Origin of the sequence: Aromatoleum evansii (assembly GCF_012910805.1) — a bacterium.
Taxonomy (GTDB): Bacteria; Pseudomonadota; Gammaproteobacteria; order Burkholderiales; family Rhodocyclaceae; genus Aromatoleum; species Aromatoleum evansii.
Window position 1 is genome coordinate 1 of sequence record NZ_WTVK01000078.1, and the last position, 19675, is coordinate 19675.

The 19675-nt window shown below is 71.2% G+C and carries 13 protein-coding genes; 4 read left to right on the plus strand and 9 right to left on the minus strand.

What is annotated here, in order from left to right; all coding sequences use genetic code 11:
• The 6 genes from GO615_RS24770 to GO615_RS24795 form a co-directional block, all read right to left on the minus strand.
• Positions 1-3579, minus strand: a 3579-nt coding sequence (locus GO615_RS24770) for a hypothetical protein (RefSeq protein WP_211167345.1), incomplete at its 3' end; no start/stop codon positions are given.
• Positions 3576-4448 (minus strand): hypothetical protein, encoded by an 873-nt coding sequence (locus tag GO615_RS24775; RefSeq protein WP_169132536.1) that lies wholly within the window; start codon positions 4446-4448, stop codon positions 3576-3578. The genes GO615_RS24770 and GO615_RS24775, both read right to left, overlap by 4 nt.
• Before the next feature lie 142 nt (positions 4449-4590).
• The gene (locus GO615_RS24780) at positions 4591-7173 is read right to left on the minus strand and encodes a hypothetical protein (RefSeq protein ID WP_169132537.1); all 2583 of its coding nucleotides are present in this window, start codon (positions 7171-7173) and stop codon (positions 4591-4593) included.
• Entirely contained in the window at positions 7170-10418 is a 3249-nt protein-coding gene (locus GO615_RS24785) for a poly-gamma-glutamate biosynthesis protein PgsC/CapC (protein WP_169132538.1), read from the minus strand. The genes GO615_RS24780 and GO615_RS24785 overlap by 4 nt, the downstream gene beginning before the upstream one ends.
• On the minus strand, positions 10411-10794 hold the full coding sequence (locus GO615_RS24790; protein WP_169132539.1) for a response regulator: 384 nt from the start codon (positions 10792-10794) through the stop codon (positions 10411-10413). The genes GO615_RS24785 and GO615_RS24790 overlap by 8 nt, the downstream gene beginning before the upstream one ends.
• On the minus strand, positions 10791-13463 hold the full coding sequence (locus tag GO615_RS24795) for a hypothetical protein (protein ID WP_169132540.1): 2673 nt from the start codon (positions 13461-13463) through the stop codon (positions 10791-10793). The genes GO615_RS24790 and GO615_RS24795 overlap by 4 nt, the downstream gene beginning before the upstream one ends.
• Positions 13464-13733: 270 nt before the next feature.
• Between GO615_RS24795 and GO615_RS24800 the strand changes: the two genes are divergently transcribed.
• Complete coding sequence (locus GO615_RS24800) at positions 13734-14177, plus strand: NfeD family protein (protein WP_169132541.1); 444 nt, start codon at positions 13734-13736, stop codon at positions 14175-14177.
• A 9-nt stretch (positions 14178-14186) separates the two neighbouring features.
• Positions 14187-15047, plus strand: coding sequence for an SPFH domain-containing protein (locus GO615_RS24805; RefSeq protein WP_169132542.1), 861 nt, complete (start codon positions 14187-14189; stop codon positions 15045-15047).
• Between the two features lie 24 nt (positions 15048-15071).
• Here the strand turns inward: GO615_RS24805 and GO615_RS24810 are convergent, their stop codons facing one another.
• Genes GO615_RS24810 through GO615_RS24820 form a run of 3 tightly spaced genes read right to left on the minus strand, consistent with a single transcriptional unit; the run spans position 15072 to position 16801 of the window.
• Complete coding sequence (locus GO615_RS24810; RefSeq protein WP_169132543.1) at positions 15072-15908, minus strand: DUF2145 domain-containing protein; 837 nt, start codon at positions 15906-15908, stop codon at positions 15072-15074.
• Entirely contained in the window at positions 15905-16339 is a 435-nt protein-coding gene (locus GO615_RS24815) for a hypothetical protein (protein WP_169132544.1), read from the minus strand. The genes GO615_RS24810 and GO615_RS24815 overlap by 4 nt, the downstream gene beginning before the upstream one ends.
• 12 nt (positions 16340-16351) lie before the next feature.
• Positions 16352-16801 (minus strand): YiaA/YiaB family inner membrane protein, encoded by a 450-nt coding sequence (locus GO615_RS24820; protein WP_169132545.1) that lies wholly within the window; start codon positions 16799-16801, stop codon positions 16352-16354.
• 183 nt (positions 16802-16984) lie between these two features.
• Here GO615_RS24820 and GO615_RS24825 point away from each other — a divergent pair, with 183 nt between their 5' ends.
• Together GO615_RS24825 and GO615_RS24830 are read left to right on the plus strand one after the other, a co-directional pair.
• Complete coding sequence (locus tag GO615_RS24825) at positions 16985-17752, plus strand: helix-turn-helix domain-containing protein (RefSeq protein WP_169132546.1); 768 nt, start codon at positions 16985-16987, stop codon at positions 17750-17752.
• 32 nt (positions 17753-17784) lie between these two features.
• Positions 17785-19675, plus strand: a 1891-nt coding sequence (locus GO615_RS24830) for an AMP-binding protein (protein ID WP_169132547.1), incomplete at its 3' end; no start/stop codon positions are given.

Here is a 19675-nt window from a genome sequence, read left to right on the forward strand (position 1 = left end):
GGGCGCGGCCGGCAGGGGCGGCAGGGGCGGCAGGGCGGGTTCCGCGAGCGTCGCTGCGTTCGCGTCGATGAGATTGCGCGCGAGCCGCACGCGTTGCGGGGCTTCGCCGGGGCGCACATCGAGCAGCGTCGAGCAGTCGAGGCAGGGCGCCGGCCAGCGCAGCGGATCCTGCACGCCCACGCCGGTGCCGGTGGCGCGCGCGGCAGCGGTGTCGGGCGTCAAACGGGGCAGGAGCGGCAGGGGCAGGGCCGCTTCCTCGATCGCAAGGCGCACGAGCAGCGCGCGGTCGCCACCGTCGGCCGCGAGTTCGTGCCAGCCGGGGCCGAGCGCGATCTCCTGCACGACGGCGCGCCCCGCGGACGTCTGCGGGCGGCCGACGAGCTCAAGGGCGGGCGTGGGGGCATTCGCGGTGATCGGCGCGAGCCACTCTTGCCCGGTCTGGTGTCCGGCCTCGCGCACCCGCAGCCAGCCGTCGACGCGCGCGGCGCTGCCCGCCGGATGCAGGGGCCGCGCTTCGATGCGCAGCTTGGCCGGGCCCGCCACGCGCAGGCGCAGGGGACGTTCGGGTTCGGCGCGGAACGCGGTGAAGCCGAGGTCGCGGTCGATCGATCGCAGCGCCTGCGCGCCGGCGAAATCGGTCGCCAGGTGGGCGCCGTCCTGCCAGATGCGCGGCCCGGGGTGGCTTGCCTGCCAGTCGGCCCAGTCGGCCAGCGCACGCTCGCCATTCTTGTCCGCGGCGTCGCCGTGCAGCGCCGCGCGGATGCCGCGGGCACGCGCGAGGTGGGCCGCAAAGGCCGCGCCTTCGCCGCCGGCGCGGGCGAATTGCGCTTCGGCGTCGGCCATGCGGCCTTCGCCCAGCGCGCGCTGGGCGCGCCAGAAGGCCTGTCGCGACGGGTCGGGCAGGTCGCCCACGAGTTCGTCGAACACCGCCCACCACTGCTGCGCATGTGCGGCGCGCAGCATCGTCTCGAGCGGGCGCTCACGGCGCGGCAGCAGCAGGCCGGCCATCAGTGCAAGATCGGGTTCGCCGTTGTCGAGCAGGTTCGCCGCCAGCGCGGAGACGAGTTCGGCGGCGCTGCGCGCGCCCTCGCGAAGCAGGGCCGCGGCGCGGGTCGCCTGCTCGGCGTCGAGGTCGTGCGCGTCGCGATGCAGGGCGATCAGCCTGTCGCGCGCGCCGCGCCTTGCAGCCGGGTCGGCGTCGTGCAGCATGCGCTGGCGCAGCAGGCGCTCGGCGACGTGGTCCTCGCCCAGCTGGCGCAGCGCGGTGATGCGCCCGGCGAAGGCCTGTTCGCGTTCGGCCGCGACCGGGCTGGCGAGCGCGGCGGACCATGCTTCGAGGGCGCCCAGCCATTGACCGCGGGCGGCGAGCTTTTCGGCCTCGCGCAGCGCTTGGGTTGCGGGGGCAGCGTCGCGGCGGGCTGCGGCGGCGTCGGGCGGGGCGACGCCGATGGCGAACTGCGCCGCCTGGGCACGCAGCAGGCGCGCGAGCGGCTGCCAGTGGCTGTCGGCCTCGGCGGCGGACGGCGCGGCGAAGTCGGGGGCGGTGCCCAGCGTCGCGAGGAAGGGCGCGATCGCGCCGGCGTCCGCCGCCTGTCCGCCGTGCAGGGTGCGCGCCGCTTCGATCCACGCACGTTCGGTGAGCTGGAAGGGTTTGGATGCGCGGTAGGCGAGCGCGATCCACAAGGGCTGCCCCTCGGCGCCCGCGCGCCATACACGCACCTGACGGACGCCGCCGGGCAGCGGCAGCTCCGCGATGCGCGCAGCCACCAGGGGGCCAGGCAGGTGGCGGCGGCTGAAGGCACCCGAGAGGGTGCCCGTGCCGTAGGCGTCGCCGTCGTCCTCGTTCGCCGGGTGCGCCGCGCCGTCGGCCGGTGCGTCGCGGAAGCGCTCCTGCTGCAGGCGCAGCGCGGCTTCGCCGCCCGAGGGGACGAAGGCCGCGCCGGGCTGTTCGGGGTAGGGTACGAGCGTCAGCGGCACCGGCGCCGCATCGTCGTATTGCACGAAGACGGCCATTTCCGCGGCGGCCGCGTCGCCATGCACGGCGACGCGCAGCGCGGATGGCGCGAAGCGTTCGGGCAGGTCGTAGGCATATGCGCGGGCGGCGTCGCTGCCGCCCAGGGGCAGGAATCGGCCCGCCGCGAGGCTGCCGGGCAGTTCGTCCGCATGCTGGCCGGCGAGCACCGTGCCGCGGCCTTCTCCTTCGCCTGCGGTATCGGCACGCAGGCGCGGCGCGAGGAACCATGCGTGACGCAGCGCGCCGGGCTGGTTCTTTTCGCGCGGCAGCAGATCGCGATAGTAGGTGTGGAGCGCATAGTCGCCTGCCTCGCCGCGCAGCGTCGGGTCGTCGCGGCGCAGCGCGGCGACTTCGCGCATCGCCGCCGCGCCGACGGCCCCGCCCTCACGATGGCGGTTGTCGCGCGCGAGCTGCAGCGCCGCGGCCTGCACCGCGGCCGGCGAGATGCGCTCGCGCGCGGCGACGATTTCCGCCGCGTCCTTGCCCGCGTCGCCCCAGCCGGAGAGGCGCAGCACGAGCGGCGGCTCCTGCACGATCGCGGCGCGTGCCTCGGCGGCCGTGGTGTCGGGGGCGTTCAGCGCCGGCACGAGATAGTCGGGGTCGGCCTGCGACAGCAGGCGTGCGATCACCGGCGCGCTGGTCGCGAGGCTCAGGCGGTGGCGCCCCTCCGGCACCTCGAAATAGCCTTCCTTCTCGCGGCTGACGACGCTTTCGCGTCCGTCGATCGCCACCGTCCACGCGTTCTCGGCGCCGGTCGCGAACGCCAGCGTCGCGAGCGGCTGGTCGTCCAGCGTTGCGACGGCGCGCCAGTGCTGGGCGCTCGCGGCTTCATCCGCCGGGTAGCGCAGGCGCAGGCGCAGCGCGAAGCGTGCCGGGCCTTCGACGTCCAGCGTGACGGGAGCTGCCGGTTCGATCGCCCAGTAGTGCAGCGGGCGGCTGCCCCGCTGGTGCTGCACGTCGAGCGGCTCGCCCGGCAGCTCGTGCAGCTGGCGGTAGGGGGCGATGCGGCCGAGCGGTTCGCGCCTCGACACGAACAGCGCCATTTCGAGCGCCTCGCCGTGCCCCGCGGCGAGCGACACGCGCGCGAGCTGCGGGCCGGCCTGGGGCGCAGCGTCCGTGGCTTCGACGAGCCAGTCCAGCCCGTCGGCGCTGCGGCGCGGGCGCTGCGCAGCATACAGGCCGGTGCCGTTCGAGAAGGCAATCGTCAGCGCCCCGTCCGGTGCCGCGAGCGCGTGCTTGGCAGCGTCGTCCAGGGCGCGCACGCGCAGGCTCTCGCCCGCCGGGATGCGCAGCGTGACGGACTCACCCGGCGCGAGGCGCACCGCGTGCAGCCCGGCAGCGGTACGCCAGGCCGGTCGCACGCCGCGGGTCCAGTAGGGCCGGCCCGGCTCGACGTTGTCCCAGCGCAGCGGCAGCTCGAACTGCGTCAGCAGCCGCAGTTGCACCTCGTCGACCTGCGCGGCGCTGCCTCCGGCGAACAGCGCGAGGCTCGCGGCCACACAGCAGGCGAGCGGCTTGCGGGTCGGGCGAAAGCGCGGGGGGCGGGGAGCGGACGGGCGGATCATGGCTGGAGACAGGTAAGAAAGTTCGCGCGCGCTGCGGGGTCGTCGCGCAGCGCGAGCCGCAGGCTGCGGCTGATCTCGACATGCACGAAGCCGCCGTAGCCCAGGCCGCGCAGCGTGCGGCCCTGCACGTTGGTCGTGCCGCCGAGCTCGCGCACGTCGTCGGGGTAAAGGGCGACGCTGCGGCCCAGGCGCGAGGCGAGGCAGTCGCGCTGGCGGCGCAGCGCGTCGTCGGGCACCGCCGTTCCGTCGGCGAGGATCAGCGCCGCGTCGGCGCCGGCTTCGGTGCGGCGCTTGTCGGGATCGTAGCCGTGGATCTGCAGGCTGCGTCCCTGCGGCCAGGCACGCGCCGTGGCGCGCACGAAGGCGTTGAACCAGGTGCCAGGGAGGTGGGCCAAGTCGGCATCGACCTGTGCGCCGTCCCGTTCGTAGCGACGTGGCACCGTGTTCCACGCGGCGGCGGCGAAATCGCCCTCGGCGAACAGCGCCAGTCCGATGTCGCGCGTCATCTCGTCCTTGAAGCCGTGCGGGACGTGCAGCACGTCGGGGCGCGCGCCGTGGCGGAAGACGTAGAAACCGCGCCCGCGCAGCGCATCCTCGCGCTCGCGCACGATCACCAGCGGACCGTCGCGTTCGATGACGAGACCGAGTTCGCGCATCTCCGCGCGCAGCGCGTCGGGCGGCGAGCCGGCGGTGAGGCGGTCGAACAGGCGCTCCGCGCGCGCGAGTTCGTCGCTGTCCGGGGCGACGTAGTGCCCCCCGCGGATCGCCTCCGCGAGGCGCGGTGCGATCGTCGTCGCCAGTGTCGTGCTGCCGGTCTTCGAGGCCGCCTGCGTGTCATCCCCTGCGGTGGCAGGTGGCGTGCAGACCATCAGCAGGGCGGTTAGTGACCGGCCAATGAGACAGCGAATACCGTTCGCCCTGAGCCTGTCGAAGGGCACTGGCAGGGCTTCGACAGGCTCAGCCCGAACGGTATGGGGGCGCCGGGCCCACGGCACGCTCTTGCGCCCGGGTTTACTCGACCGCCACATGGCGCACCTCCGCTTCCTCGAAGATCCGCCGCCGCGCCTCGACCCCCGGCCTGATGCGTGACAGCGCGAGATAGCCGGGCGGGCCTTCCTCGATGCGGAAGACGACGCGGTAGCGTCCCGGCGCTGCGCCTGCGGGGATCACGATCTGCACCGGCTGGCCGGCGTCGCTGCGTTCGCCCTGCGTGTCGAACACCGGCGCCGACCAGCTCGGGTCGGGCCGCACATCATAGCGGCGGTCGTCGAACAGCCAGCCCGGCAGCGGCGTCAGCGCCGCGGGGGCGGGCCCCTCGATGCGTGCGGAGATCCGGCTGCGCCCCTGCCATCCTGCCGGCTGGAACAGGCGCGCGCTCAGGATCTCCTCGTCGCGCGTGTTGCGCTCGACCTCGAACGCGACCTCGCGCTCGACGCGTGCCGCGAGGCGCAGCGAATAGGCGTCCGCAGCCGGTGTCGCGTGGTTGATGAAGAGTCGCGGCCGTCGCGTGGCGCCGCGGGTGCCGTCGCCGGCGCTGTTGCTGGCGTTATTGCTGGCGAATTCGACCTTGAGCGTGTGCGCGCCGGCGGGGAGCGGCGGCAGGCGCGTCTCCCCATACCGGCCACGGCCGCCGAAGGCGTGGTGCGGGCGGCCGTCGAGCATGACCGTGGCACTGAAGGGCGTGTCGTCCGGGGAGATCCACAGCAGGGCCGGGGAAACCTGGCGCAGGCCCATCCACGCGGGGAAGTCGAGCCGTTGCGCGCGGCCCGCAGCCAGTGGCGAAAAGGTCGAGGGCAATGCCTCCTCGCGCACCGCGCTGCCGGCTTCCCGTGGCGTCAGCAACTGGCGCGCAAGCCAGCGTCCGCCGGGTCGGAAATCCTCGTAGGTGAAGCGCCCGCTCTGCAGTTCGGGCCGCTCCCTGGGTGGACGCGGCTGCACCGCGACGAGCTGGCTGCCGTTGCCGGCGATCAGGCGCTCGTAGTCCTGCGGCAGGATCGGGAACCACGCCGGCACGCGCAGTCCCTTCGCGTCGAAGTCGTAGCGGTCCTCGGGGGCGCGGATCTGGCGCGGGAGCTGCGCAGGGCGGGTCGAGACGCCCACCAGCACCGGCGAGCGCGAAGCGCTTTTCGCTGCGGTGCCGAGGCGCAGGGCGGTCGCCTGCGGCGGCACGGAGAAGAAGAGCTCCGTGGGTTCCGACACCACGCTGCCTCGCAGTGCGCCGAGCGGCTCGTCGTAGCGCGAGCCATCGGCAATCAGCGGCACCTCGCCTTCGCGCAGCACCGAGCCGTCGGCGGCGGTGAAGGCGTAATGCAGCAGCGGCGCCGCGGCCGGGTTTGCGGCGGTCTGCAGATGGCGCGCCTCGACCCTGACCGGCGTCGCCGCGCCGTCTGCATGCGCGATCGTGAAGCTCACCGGCTGCGCCGAGTGGGCGACGAACAGGCGCTGGAACAGCCTTTCCGGCGTGATCTCGGTGCGCGCGCCCGCGATGTCCATGAAGGCGCGGACGGCGAGCGGCCGGTTCGCCTCCAGCTCGACGAGCCCGCCGCCGAAGCGCCGTTCGCCGCGCAGCGGCATGGCGCCCTCCGCCGCGGCGAGCGGGATCGCGACGTCTTCCTTCAGGAGGCTGTCGCCGGCATGCCAGCGCCCCGCGAGCCGCGGAGTGCCGGGCTCCCCGGTCGAATCGCCGTCGGCGGCCAGCGGGATCGCCTCGAACTCGACCTTGCCGCCGCCCTCGGGCAGCGGGAACACGACGGGACGGCCCGGCGCGGCGACGAGTCCGGCGGGCGGAACCGGGTCGTCGACCGGCTCACCCTCGACATCGCGCAGCACGTACAGGTCCCGCCCCCTGAAATCCACGCCGCGCGCGCCCTGCGGACCCGCGGGCTGCCACTGGTTGTGCAGCAGGTTGCGGCGTTCCGCTTCCGTGAGCAGTTCGTGCGCATACACGCTGCCTTTCGCCAGCGAGCTCTTCTGCCGCTCGGACAGGCGCTGCCACAGGTGGTCGAGCTGACGTTCGCTGGCCGCTTCCGGGAAGTAGGCGCGCACCGCGACGTCGGCGATGTCGGGGTCGCCGTCGGCGAGGCGGATGCGCAGCCGCGCGGCCTGGGGCAGGCCGCCGAGGTTCAGCATCACGACGACGCCCGTGACCGGGCTCAGGGTCTCGTCGAGGTAGAAGGACGGGGTGACGATGCGCTCGTCGGGCAGGCGCAGCTCGGCCAGGTCGGTGCGATGGTGGTGGCGCCGGCCCAGCAGCACCGCGCCCTCGCCGTCGGTGATCTCGATGTCGAGCGCGTAGCGCCAGCGCCGCCGCGGGTCGGCCGTGCGCGCCTCGCGCGCTTTCGCGAGGTCGTACAGGTTGGCGTTGCTGACGATGCGCACGCGGTCCGCGCCAGCCGGCACCGGGAAGCTGAGCCAGCGTTCGCGCTCGGCGAGGTAGGTCGCCGCGATGGTCGCCTGCGGCACCATCTCCAGCTTCCAACCGTTGCCGTCGCGCAAGAGCAGGGACGAGGTGTCGAAGGCCGCGAAGCGCGGCGCGAGCCACCACGCGGCGAGCGCCACCAGCGCGACGGCAAGCAGGCGTGCGAGCCATTTCATCGCGCGTCCTCCGCCAGCAGCCAGCCTGCGCGGCCCTCGACGAAGACATCGAGGCTTGCGCGCAGCGCGTCGCGCTTCAGCACGACCGCGCGTTCCGGCTCGCGCGCCGTGAGGTTCGCGATGCCGAGCAGTCCGCCGTCGCGATCGAGAACCGCGAGGAAACCCTGGCGCGAGCCGAGATCGACGATGCGCTCGAAGCGCAGCTGCGGATGCGCGGTGAGCGCGGCGTGCAGCACGACGATGTCCTGGCTGGCGACGTAGCGCCCGAGCATCGTGCGCAGCGAGGGGGGCACCGATCCCGCCGGCCGATCATGTCGCGCTACGTAGGCGGCGAGATCCTCCTCGACGCTGCGCAGGCCCAGCGCCATCGTCTGCGCCTGCTGCGCGGTCGCACCGGTCTGCTGGCGGAAGCCGGCGCGCGCCAGCGGCGAGGCCCAGAAGGTTACGAACTCCTTGTCCTGCATCGCGTTCAGGTAGAACACCTGTGGCATCGCCCCGACCTCGTAGCCTGCGCTCGCCAGTTCGCCGCCCGCGAAGGCGGTGCTCAGACCGTAGCGCCCGAACAGCTCCACCAGCCGCCGCCCGCGCTCCCCCAGCTGCGCCACATCGAGTGCGCCATTGCCCGCTGCGAGCAGCACGTCGGCGGCGGGCAGTGGTGCGTCCGAGCGTTCGCTCATCGCACGGCTCTGCACCGTCATCAGCGGCGCGTCGCCAGCGTGGCGCAGGATGGCCTGGCCGACCACGTTGAATGCGTTCTCCTTGTTCGCGAGGCGCACGATGTCGGCGCTGCCGTCGCGGTTCGCCGCCGGGCTCGCGCCGCCGATCAGCAGCGCCCGGGCGCGCAGCGACTCGAACAGCGACACCGCCATCTCGAAGGAATTGTGCTCGAACAGCGGCCGCGGCGCGCCGACGACGAAGGCTTCCGCGGACCCGAGGCGGAACACGTAGGTGCCCCAGTAGCGCCGCGCGTCGGTCGCGCCGGGCGGGCGCTCGGCTTCGGCGAGGATCAGGTAGTCGGTGCCGCTGCCGAGGTGGCGGTAGCGCAGCAGCGCGTAGCCCAGCGCCGTCGCCGCGCTCTGGATTACGCGCAGCTCCGCGATGCCGTCCGCGGTCCAGGCACCGTCGCGGTAATGGTCGGCGGCCGCGGCCAGCAGCGGCGTGACGACCTCGTCGTCGAAAAACAGCAGGTCCTCGACCGCCGGCTGCGCGTAAAGATCGGTGCCCGACGGGGCAATGCGTGTCGGATCGGACAGCAGCCAGTCCTGCAGGTAGCCTTCGATGCTCTTGTCGGACACCGTCTCGCCGACGCTGCGCTCGGTGGCCAGTGCGCGCCCGAGCAGGCGGCGCATGTCGTCGCGGTGCAGCTGCAGTTCGGCGAAACCCGCATACAGCGTGTCGCGTTGCAGGTTCGGCAGCGGCAGCTCGCCCCAGCGCAGCGCGACGCTGCCGGCGAGCTCGCGCAGGCGCGCGAGGTCCAGCCCGTCGGGCAGCGTGCCCTTGACCCACAGCAGCGAGGCCGGCTCGCCTTCCGGCGGGCGCTGCAGCTCGTTGCGCCAGCCCTGCGCGATGCGCGCCGATTCGGCCGTGTAGCCGCGCACCTGCAGCACTTCGCGGGCACCGAACACCTGGTGGAACATCTGGAACACCGTATTCGGCGCGCGCAACACGTCGGCGCTGCCGTCCTTGTTCGCATTGCGCGTCGAGCCCGCGATGGCCAGCGACTGCGCGCGCATAGAGCGGAACAGCCACGCCCCGGATTCCGCGCTGCCGCGCTCGTCGAGCGGCGCCGGCACCTCGATCGCGAGCTCGGTATCTGCGTCCAGGTCGACCACGTACAGGCCCCAGAAGCGCGCCGGATCACCGTCGCGCAGCAGCAGGTAGCGCCCCTCGATGCGTTCGACGCGGAAACCGATGCCCTCCAGCTGCTTCATCGCCGCCGACAGTCGCGCCGGCTCGCGGTCGCGCCGGTACTCCGCGAGCTGGGAGAAGCCCTGGCGCAGCCGGTCGAGTTCGAAGGCGTTGGGCGTGGGCACCGACACCTGCAGCCGCGTGCGGTACGCGGCGATGCGCGCCTCCCGCACCAGCTCGACGAGCTTCCCGTCACGCGTCGGCGGCGTCTCTGCCGTCGTGCTGCCGGCATGGGCGGTGTCCGTCGCATCGGGCAGGAAAGACAGCGCGAAGCCCGCCAGCGTCGCGACGAAGGCGGCCACCAGCGAAGTCTGCAGCACCGCCCGCGTCATGCGCGCATAGATGCCCTTGTCGTGCATCTTGAGCGCGAGCAGCGTCGGCAGCAGATAGCCGAAGCCGTACAGGTCGGTGATCTTCTGCTCCGGCACGAACCACAGCACCAGCCACGCGATGACGAACTTGTAGGCGAAGCTGATGTTGAAGAACAGCATCAGCTTGCGCCCGCCCTCCACCGTCACGCCGCGGAAGGCGGGCAGCTTCAGCACCGCGTGCGCGAGCAGCAGGATCACCGTCGCCTCGGCGAAGGATGCGAGGATCTTGCCCGGCTGGTACCACTGCAGCGCCAGCAGCGAGGGCACCAGGATGCCCGCGAAGTCCCAGCCGTACAGCAGGTTCATGCGCGACGCGAGGAAGGCCGTCGCGATCAGGATGATGTAGGCCTTGGGGCTCGCGAGGATGGAGGCCGCGATGTCCTCGTACATGTAGGACAGCGAGCTGATGTTGAAATTGGTCGCCGTCATCAGCCCGTAGCGCACGATCACGAGCGTCACGCCGGTCGTAACGACGAGCGGCAGCAGGCCGCGCAACAGCCCGGTCTTCCAGAAGTTGTTCGCGATCAGCGCGACGATGATGAGGCCGAAGCTGTGCAGGTTGTTGCGATAATCGAACTGCATGCCGAAGGCGTCGTTCAGCCACTCCCCCAGCGCCGGCAACGCGAAGCCGTCCATGCCGATGCGTACCAGCACGCTGCACAGCACCAGCGCGAAGAAGCGGTCGCGGCCGAAGAAATTGCTCCAGCCCGTATGGCGCGACAGGAACTCGGAGTAGAACCACACCAGCGCGTAGGTGAGGATGCCCTCGCCGACGACCACCGCGGCGGCGGCCGGTTTCGCCAGCAGCAGCGGCACGAGATAGCCCGGCACGACCAGGCCGGACAGCACCCAGCCCAGGCGCAGGTTGAAGAACACCACGACCGCGACGCCGATCCACACGGTCGTCACGACCGAGCCGGCAAGTCCCCCTTCGGGAAAAAGTGGCAGCGGTAACCACTCAGGCATCGGCACCCGCCAGTTCCAGCGCCCGCTGCAGGAAACCGTCCATGTCGAGCGGCTTGTGCAGGATCGCGCTCACGCCCAGTGCCTCGAGGCGCTCGCGCTGGCGCGCGTCGCGGATCGCCGACAGCACGATCACCGGCGTGTCGAGCGCGGCGACCTCGCGCATCCAGCGCACCAGCTGCTCGCCGTCGCGCACCGGCATCATGAGGTCGGTCACGACCAACCGGTAGGCCGTGCCGCCAAGCTTCCCGATCGCCTCGTCGCCGTCGCGGGCGACATCGACCGCGAGGCCGCGGCTGGCCAGCAGGCCTTCGACGACGCACGCGACCAGCGGCTCGTCCTCGACCACCAGCACGCGGGGAAGGGAGGTTGCGCTCATTGGAAACTCCTCAGTACCAGGGCGATCCTGAAACCCTCGCCCAGTGCGGTGGACACCTGGGTCTGGCCGCCCCAGTGGCCGATGTGCTGCAGCGCGCGGCGCAACCGGGCGAAGGTGTCGTCGCCCGCGGGGGCCGCGGCTGCGAGGCTTGCGTCCAGGCGCTCCTGCGGCAGGCCGAAGCCGCTGTTGGTCAGCACGATCTCGACATGGTCCGCACGGTCGGTCATGTTCAGGCCGATGCGCGAACCCTCCACGGCGTCGTCCAGCAGGAAGTCGAGCAGCGTCGCCAGTGTCGCCTGCAGCTCGCGTGGATTCGCATAGGCCAGCAGGGGCGTCGTCGGCACGTGCACGTCGAAGCCGATGCTGCGCTCGGCCGCGCGGGCGCGCAGCTCATCGACCGCACGCGCAGCCGGTTCGCGCGGGTCGACCGGATAGCTGCCGCCGAAATCCACCTGCAGCTCGTGCGTCAGCAGATCCTGCACGCGCTCCACGGTCGTCGCCGCCTTGCGGCACTGGGCGTCGATCAGCGGGATCATCCCGGACAGCGCGGCGGGATTCATTTCGAGCAGTTTCGTCGCACCCAGCACCGCCGTGAGGTGATTGTTGAGCTGATGGTTGAGGTAGCTCACGAGCCCGGTTTTGACGCCATACAGGCGATGGATGTCGGTGACGTCGACCAGTTCGAGGAGGAGCCCGTGGCTTCGGAACGGCGTGGTGTCATCCGCCGATTCGGGATCCTGCTCCAGCGATCGCAGGCTCAGGATGTAGTGGCCCGGGGTGTCGCCCGGCAGCTGCGCCGGCAGCACCGTCGGAGCGCTGGCGGAGAGCAGCGCCTGCACCGTCTGGCGCACGCGACCGGCATCCTGACCGGAGAGCGTCGCGATCAGGTCCGCCGCGGTCATGCCGTAGGGGGCCAGCCCGGCGTCGGTCAGCAGCCGGCTCATGCGCTCATTCACCAGCACCACGCGGCCGAACAGGTCGAACACGATCGCCGCCGTTGACAGGCCCGCAAACAAGTGCTCGAAGCTCGACACGCGCCGCTCCAGCGCGACGATCGCCTGCGACAGGCGGCGGTGCAGCGCAAGCGCATCGTCGTTCAGGTAGCGGCGCCACGCCGCTCCCTCGCTCGCCCGCCGCGCCTGCCACAGCTGACGCTGGTACAGCAGCTCGCCGATCTGTCCGGCGATGTTGTCGACCATCGCGCGGAAGTGCGCGGCATCGCCGATGCGTTCCTCCTCCAGGCCGAAGGCCCAGAAGCCCAGCACCTCGCCGCCGAAGATCAGCGGCGCCAGGAACTGCCGTTCGCGGCCGAGCTGCACCTTCAGGTAGGGCCGCCGCCCGACGTCGATCTCCACCACGCCGCGCTGTTCGATCGCCAGCGTGTAGGGCACGCGCTGGTAGTCGCGGCGCATCTCGTCGATGTCGCCGATCGAGCAGCGCAGCGCGTGGATCTCGCGCACCCTATGATCGTCCGGCACGCGCTCGAGGAAGATCGTGCGGTTCGACTGCAGGATCTGGTCGACCAGGTTGGTCACGTAGATCCAGTGCTCGTCGGTCTCCGCGAAGCCCGGCGGCAGGTAGCGGTTCTGCAGCTTGGTCGAGGTCTCGCCGATCAGCTTGCGCAGGCGCCGGTCCTCGGCGAGCGACTTGGCGCGATACACCAGCGGGAAGGCCAGCGCGGTCATCAGCGACAGCTCCAGCACCGGCGGCCACAGGTCGAAGAGACGCATGGTCAGCCACGCGAACGGAACGCTGCCGGCGATCAGCGCAAGGCTCACCCAGAAGGCCGAGAACAGGCGCAGCGGCTGGAAGGCGACGACCAGCGCGACGCCGCTGAGGATCAGCGCCAGGGCGCTGGCGATCGGGCCGAAGTCGTGCACCGCCTTGTCTTGCAGCAGGCTGTCGAGCGCGAGGCCGTGCACCTCCAGCTGCGACAGGCGCTTGCCGCGCGGCATGCCCGGGGCGTCGTAGTGCGCGAGCCAGGGCTGCGCCGCATGCCCCACCAGCACCGTGCGGCCCTGCACCAGCTCCGGCACCGGCAACTCGCGCTCCAGCCGGTCGGCGCCGATGCGCGGCAGGCTCGTGCCGCGGTGGTAGTTGATGCCGAACACCGGCGGAACCGGCGCACGGCCCGCCGCCACCGCCGCCGCCTTCTCGATGCCGGGCAGCAGGCGGGGTCCGATGCGGAAATCGCCGAACTGGCCGCGCTGCGAGCCGCCCTCGCCGAGGGGCAGAGCGACGAGCGCCGTCTTCAGGCGCTCGGCGAGGTCGGCGGGCAGCGCCTCGGGGGCGCGCAACTGCGGGGGATCGCCGGATTCAAGCGGAGCACGGCCGACCAGCACGCGCTCGTCGCCCCACGCCGCGAGCCCGCGCAGCTCCGCTTCCGCGAGCGGCGAAACGAATATGAGCTGCCGCGCGCCGGCGGCGAACAGCCGCTCGCCGAGTTGCGGCCAGTCGTGTGCCTCGCCGGGGCGCGTCTCCACGAGCAGCACCTCGTAGCGCGCGCTCGACGGTTCGCCCATCGTCCCGACGATGAAGTCGTAATAGACGTGGTCGAGGGCGCGCAGTCCCCCCAGCATCGAAATCAGCCACACCGCGACGACCGCGGTGGCGCCGGCGACGAAGCCCGGAAGCTCGCGCAGGCGTTGCCACAGGATCGCAAGTTGCATCCCTTGGCTTCCCCTTTTCAGACCAAAAGTGCGGCGAGTCCCCTCGGGTGCACGCACGCATGCCACCTCCGCTCAGGAGATGCCATCGATTGAATTTGTGTGTGTCATCCGTCACGGCGGATATACGCAATTATAGGTAGAGGGGGGCGCCCTACACTGATCGAGGTCAAATGTGCGGTTCTGTATAAGAATCTTTCAATTTCATGATCGACTCCCGCGCCGCGGACAGGTCGATGACATCCCGCTACAATCGCCGGCGAGGAGGATGTCATGAACATCGAATGGTGGCACTGGACCGTAATCGGCATCGCCCTGATCCTGGCCGAGCTGGCGCTGCCGTCCTTTTTCCTGATCTGGTTCGGCATCGCGGGCTTGGCGATGGCGCTCGTGCTCCTCGTCGCGCCGGAGCTGTCGCTGACGGCCCAGCTCGCCACCTGGACCGCCCTGTCGCTGGTCATGGTCGTGCTGTGGTTCCGCGTGTTCAAGCTCAGCTTCCACAAGACCCGCATCGGCACCTCCGCGGGCGAGGTCATCGGCGAAGTCGGCCTGCTGGTCGGCGCGGTCGCGCCCTTCCAGCGCGGCAAGGTGCGCTTCCAGCGTCCGCTGCTGGGCGCCGAGGAGTGGGTGTGCCTCGCCGAAGACCCGATTCCCGCCGGCGAGCGCGTGCGCGTCGTCGCCGTCGAGGGCAGTTTCCTGAAAGTCGTCAAAGCCTGAGGAGATTTCATGAGCGGTAGCCTGATATTCGTCGTAGCCCTACTCATCTTCGTCGTCGTCACGCTCGCCAAGGGCGTGCGCATCCTGCCGCAGGGCGAGGAATGGATCGTCGAGCGCCTGGGCAAGTACCACAGCACCCTCAAGCCCGGCCTCAACATCATCATTCCCTACCTCGACAACGTCGCCTACAAGCTCGTCACCAAGGACATCATCCTCGACGTGCAGGAGCAGGAGGTCATCACGCGCGACAACGCCGTGATCCTCACCAACGCCATCGCCTTCATCAAGGTTACCGACCCGGTGAAGGCCGTGTATGGCGTGACCGACTTCGCCGAGGCGATCCGCAACCTGATCATGACCACGCTGCGTTCGATCGTCGGCGAGATGGAGCTCGACGAGGCGCTCTCGTCGCGCGACAAGATCAAGGCGCGCCTGAGGGAGAGCATCGCCGACGAGGCCGTCGACTGGGGCCTCACCGTGAAGTCGGTGGAGATCCAGGACATCAAGCCCTCCGAGTCGATGCAGCGCGCGATGGAGATGCAGGCCGCCGCCGAGCGCGAGCGCAAGGCGGCGGTGACCAAGGCCGAGGGTGAGAAGCAGGCGGCGATCCTCGAGGCCGAGGCGCGTCTCGAATCCGCCAAGCGCGACGCCAACGCCCAGGTCATGCTCGCCGAAGCCTCCGCCGAGGCGATCCGCCGCGTCGCCGCCGCCATCGGCGACCAGCCGGGGCCGATGATGTACATGCTCGGTGAGAAGTACATCGCGTCGATGGAGCGCATGGGCTCGTCCGAGAGCGCCAAGGTCGTGGTGCTGCCGGCCGACCTGCAGGAGACGGTGCGGGGCCTGCTCGCGCGCGGCAAGATGGCGTGATCACGGGGCGATCGGTGCGCCTCCTTAGCGCACCGCGATCCGCCCCGATCCCAGCCCGCTCGTCGTCAGCCAGTCCAGCACCGAATCCGCGGTGACCGTGTCGATGCGGTCGGTGAAGCGCCGCGCGTTGGGGTGGTCGTCGAAGGCGATGTTCGCCGAGCCCACGCGGGCGCCCAGGCGTCGCAGCGGGTCGATGCGCAGCGTGGTCGGCTGGTAGCCGCGCAGGCGCAGCCAGGCCTGTGCGCGGCTGCGGTCGGTGGCGCCCGGCTCCAGCACGTGGGCGACGGTCTCGAGCGCCCACTGGTTGCTCTGCTGGTAACGCGTCGCCCACGGGTAGGCGAGCATGCTGTAGCGCGGCTCGTGCAGCGCGGCGACGACGAAGTTGTCGCGCAACCGGTTGGCCAGCACGGCGCCGCTGGCCGGTGCGAAGGGCACGATTGCCGCTTCGTAGTCGAACAGTTCCTCGCTGAAGAATTCCGCCAAGCCGTGGCGAAACAGGCTCGCGCGGTCGCTGCCGCAGTGGTTGAGCTTATGCACGACGCGCCAGACGCCGCGGCCGTCGGCCGTTTCGTCCGCGCGATAGACGAGCCCGATGTGCGAATAGCGCTGCCCCCATTCGCGCAGGTCCTGCCCGGCGCGGGCGATGACCGCCGCGCGCGCGCCGCTGCGGTCCAGCGCCGCGGCGCTGCGGGCGGCGAGTTCGAGGCCGCGCGCGAGTTCTTCGGCGGTGAGGCGGCGTTCGGTGCAGGGCTGCCCGGCGAGGATCGGCGGGGCGGCGACGGCGCCGAGCAGCACGCCGGCGAGAAGCGCCGCGCGCAGGGATCGCGCGAGGCGACGGGTGAGGCGCAGCAGGGCGCTCATGGCGTGACTCGCTCGCTGTACAGCAGCGCGCGGCCCACTTCGTTGGGGACGAAGCACAGCGCCTGCCCCGCGGCCGAGAGGATCCAGCCGGCGGCGAGCGCGGTGACGAGGATCACCGTGCCGACCGCGATCGCGGAGGCTTCGAGGCCCGCGGCGCTGAGTTCGAGGCTGGCGCGCGCGCCGTCCGAGGCGCGTTCGAGGATCCACACCGTGCCGCGGGCCGAGGCTTCGACGGCCGTCACGGTGAGTACGGCTCCGGCGCTGAGGACCATCACCGGCGCGGCGACAACCGAGGCGAGCGGTAGTGCGAGCGAGAGTGCGGAGGCCGTGCTGGCTTCGGACGCGCCGCCGTAGGCGTGGGCGCGTGCGGCCCAGGCGAGCGGGGCGGCGAGGAGCAGCGCGAGGACGCTGCGACGGGGTGAGGCATGCATGGCGGACTCCTTTCAGGAAAGCGCCGACGACGGGTCGGCCGGAGCGCGCAGGCCCGCTTCCGCGCGGTCGGCTTCCCACGCGTCGCGCAGGGTTTTCGCGAGGGTGAGCGCGCTGGAGATCAGGTACAGCCAGCTCACGCCGAGATAGGCTTTCCAGGTCGGGTGGATGTCCATGCGCCACAGGCCCCAGCCGGTGAGGCCCATCGCCAGCGCGAAGCCGCCCCACACGACGAGGCGCCACAGCGGCGAGTCGTCGCTGCGCGCCGCGCCGTCGCGCACGAATTTGGCGAGTACGAAGGCGCTGGTGAGGCAGAAGGCGTAGCCCATGACCATGAAGGCGCGGTCGAGCGCGATCGCGGGCAGAGCGGCCAGCCCGCCGGTGCACAGCAGGCCGGCGAGGCCGAAGGAAATCCAGACTTGCGCGCGCCAGGCGCGGGTGTCACGACGGATGAGGGCTTGCATGGAGTGCTCCTTGGTTGGCAGGCGAGCCCATCATTCGCCGGCGCCGGTGGCGGTACAAGCTGGTCGTGCGAAGTGTGTAAGATGTGTTCTTTGGGTATCGCTGTGCGATACTTAATGACATGCGCTCGCGCCGCCAACGCCATGCGGATAATCTGGCGCCACTTCCCGGACGGAACCCCGACCATGAGCACCACCGCCGACCTCGTCGCCACGCTGAAGAGCGAGCTGAAAGCCGCCGGCCTCACCTATGCCGCGCTCGCCGAGCGCCTGGGCATGGCCGAGTCCAGCGTCAAGCGCATGTTCTCGGCCAGCGGCGACATGCCGCTGTCGCGCATCGATGCGATCTGCCGCGCGCTGAACCTCGACTTCGCCGACCTCGCGCGCCGCGTCGCGGAGAAGGAGCCGCTGCTCGACGAACTCTCGCTCGCGCAGGAAAAGGCGGTGGTGGGCGATCGCCAGCTGCTGCTGGTGGCGATCTGCTGCCTCAGCCACTGGAGCGCGGAGCAGATCGTGGCGACCTACCAGATGAGCGAGGTCGAGGTCGTGAAGCAGCTGACGCACCTCGACCGCCTCGGCATCATCGACCTGCGCCCGGGCAACCGCTATCACCTCAAGGTCGCCAAGGGCTTCCGCTGGCGCCCGCACGGGCCGGTGATGCAGTACTTCCGCGGCGAGGTCATCGACGACTACTTCGCCGGCGGCTTCGACGGCGAATCCGAGATGCTGATGGTCGTGCATGGGCAGATCGGTCGCGGGCTCGCGCATTCCTTCCGCGAGCGCCTCGCGCGCGTCGGGCAGGATTTCGCGCAACAGCACATCGCCGACCAGAAACTCTCGCCCGCCGACCGCCGCCCCTATACCCTCGTCATCGGCATGCGCTCCTGGCTGATGGCGGCGTTCCGCGACATGAAGCGACCCGAAGTGCCGTGGCCGGACGCGTCGGCGCGCTGACCTTTCTTCGATTTCCGGAACGAGACCCCACCATGCTCCGATCCCTCCTTAAACCCCTGCTGCGCGGCCTCGCGCGCCTGCTCTTCCGCGTGCGCATCAGCGGCCGCGTGCCCGCCGGCGAGGCGCGGCTACTGGTGATCGCGAACCACGAATCCTTCCTCGACGGTCTGCTGCTGGGGCTCTTCCTGCCGCTCGACCCGGTCTTCGTCGTGCATACCACGGTCGCCAACAAGCGCTGGTTCCGGCTGATGCTGTCGCTGGTCGACTACCTCGCGGTCGATCCGACCAGCCCGATGGCGATGAAGAAGGTCGTGCGCCTGCTCGAATCCGGCCGTCCGGTGGTGATCTTCCCCGAGGGGCGCATCACCACCACCGGCAGCCTGATGAAGACCTACGACGGCCCGGCCTTCGTTGCCGCGCGCACGGGCGCGACCATCCTGCCGGTGAAGATCGACGGCGCCGCGCGCACCTACTTCTCGCGCATGGGCGGGCGCTTCCCGCGTCGCTTCTTCCCGCAGCTGGCGCTGACGATCCATCCGGTGACGCACATCGACGTGCCGGTCGCGCCGACCGCGCGCGAGCGCCGCCGCCGCGCGGGCGAGGCGATGCGCCGCATCATGCAGGAGATGATCTTCGCCAGCCGCCCGCAGCAGACGCTGTTCGAGGCCCTGCTCGACGCCGCCTCCATCCACGGCCGCTCGCGCCGCCTGGTTGAGGACCTGAAGCAGGAGGAGTATTCCTACGGCGACCTGATCAAGATGGCGCTCGCGCTCGGCCGCCTCGTCGCGAAGGAGTCCGGCCCGAACGAGCACGTCGGCATCCTGCTGCCCAACCTCGCGCCGACGCTGGCGCTGGTCTTCGGCCTCACCGCCTTCCGCCGCATCCCCGCGATGCTCAATTACACCGCCGGCGCCGACGGTATGCAGGCCGCGTGCGCGGCGGCGCAGATCCGCACCGTGCTCACCTCGCGCGCCTTCGTCGAGCAGGCCAAGCTCGGCGACAAGCTCGCGGCGCTCGCGGTGGTGTGCCCCGAGCTGCGTTTCGTGTACCTGGAAGACCTGCGCGGCAAGATGGGCCTCGCCGACAAATTGTGGCTCATGCTGTGGGCGCTGCGTTTCCCGCGCGCGGCGACGCAAATCGGCGCGCCCGAGGACACGGCGGTGGTGCTGTTCACGTCGGGTTCCGAGGGCAAGCCCAAGGGCGTCGTGCTGTCGCACCGCGCCTTGCTCGCCAACATCGCGCAGATCCGCGCGGTGGTGGATTTCTCGGTCGACGACAAGATCCTCAATGCGCTGCCGCTGTTCCACTCCTTCGGGCTGACCGCCGGCGGCCTGCTGCCGGTGCTCTCCGGCGCCAACGTGTTCCTCTACCCCAGCCCGCTGCACTACCGCGTGATTCCCGAAGTCGCATACGACCGCGGCTGCAGCGTGCTGCTCGGTACCAGCACCTTCCTCGCGAACTACGCGCGCTTCGCCCACCCCTACGACTTCTACCGCCTGCGCTACGTCATCGCCGGCGCCGAGAAGCTCGCCGAGCCGGTGCGTCAGCTGTGGTTCGAGCGCTTCGGCATCCGCATCTTCGAAGGCTACGGCGCGACCGAGACCGCGCCGGTGATGGCGGTGAACACGCCGATGGCCTACCGCACGGGCACCGTCGGCCAGTTCCTGCCCGGCCTGCAGGCACGCCTGGTGCCGGTGCCGGGCATCGCCCAGGGCGGCATGCTGCACGTCTCCGGCCCCAACCTGATGAGCGGCTACCTCAAGGTCGACCAGCCGGGCGTGCTGCAGGCGCCGGCCTCGGAGGCGGGCGAGGGCTGGTACGAGACCGGCGACGTGGTCGACATCGACGAGGATGGCTTCGTGCGCATCGTCGGCCGCGTCAAGCGCTTCGCCAAGATCGCCGGCGAGATGGTGAGCCTGGAGG

Excerpts from the sequence above, each read along its gene's own strand:
- GO615_RS24805 (WP_169132542.1), top strand. The coding sequence starts at position 14,187 with ATGAGCGGTAGCCTGATATTCGTCGTAGCCCTACTCATCTTCGTCGTC.
- GO615_RS24795 (WP_169132540.1), bottom strand. The coding sequence starts at position 13,463 with ATGCAACTTGCGATCCTGTGGCAACGCCTGCGCGAGCTTCCGGGCTTC.
- GO615_RS24815 (WP_169132544.1), bottom strand. The coding sequence starts at position 16,339 with ATGCATGCCTCACCCCGTCGCAGCGTCCTCGCGCTGCTCCTCGCCGCC.
- GO615_RS24800 (WP_169132541.1), top strand. The coding sequence starts at position 13,734 with ATGAACATCGAATGGTGGCACTGGACCGTAATCGGCATCGCCCTGATC.
- GO615_RS24780 (WP_169132537.1), bottom strand. The coding sequence starts at position 7,173 with ATGAAATGGCTCGCACGCCTGCTTGCCGTCGCGCTGGTGGCGCTCGCC.
- GO615_RS24820 (WP_169132545.1), bottom strand. The coding sequence starts at position 16,801 with ATGCAAGCCCTCATCCGTCGTGACACCCGCGCCTGGCGCGCGCAAGTC.
- GO615_RS24790 (WP_169132539.1), bottom strand. The coding sequence starts at position 10,794 with ATGAGCGCAACCTCCCTTCCCCGCGTGCTGGTGGTCGAGGACGAGCCG.
- GO615_RS24775 (WP_169132536.1), bottom strand. The coding sequence starts at position 4,448 with ATGGTCTGCACGCCACCTGCCACCGCAGGGGATGACACGCAGGCGGCC.
- GO615_RS24785 (WP_169132538.1), bottom strand. The coding sequence starts at position 10,418 with ATGCCTGAGTGGTTACCGCTGCCACTTTTTCCCGAAGGGGGACTTGCC.
- GO615_RS24825 (WP_169132546.1), top strand. The coding sequence starts at position 16,985 with ATGAGCACCACCGCCGACCTCGTCGCCACGCTGAAGAGCGAGCTGAAA.
- GO615_RS24810 (WP_169132543.1), bottom strand. The coding sequence starts at position 15,908 with ATGAGCGCCCTGCTGCGCCTCACCCGTCGCCTCGCGCGATCCCTGCGC.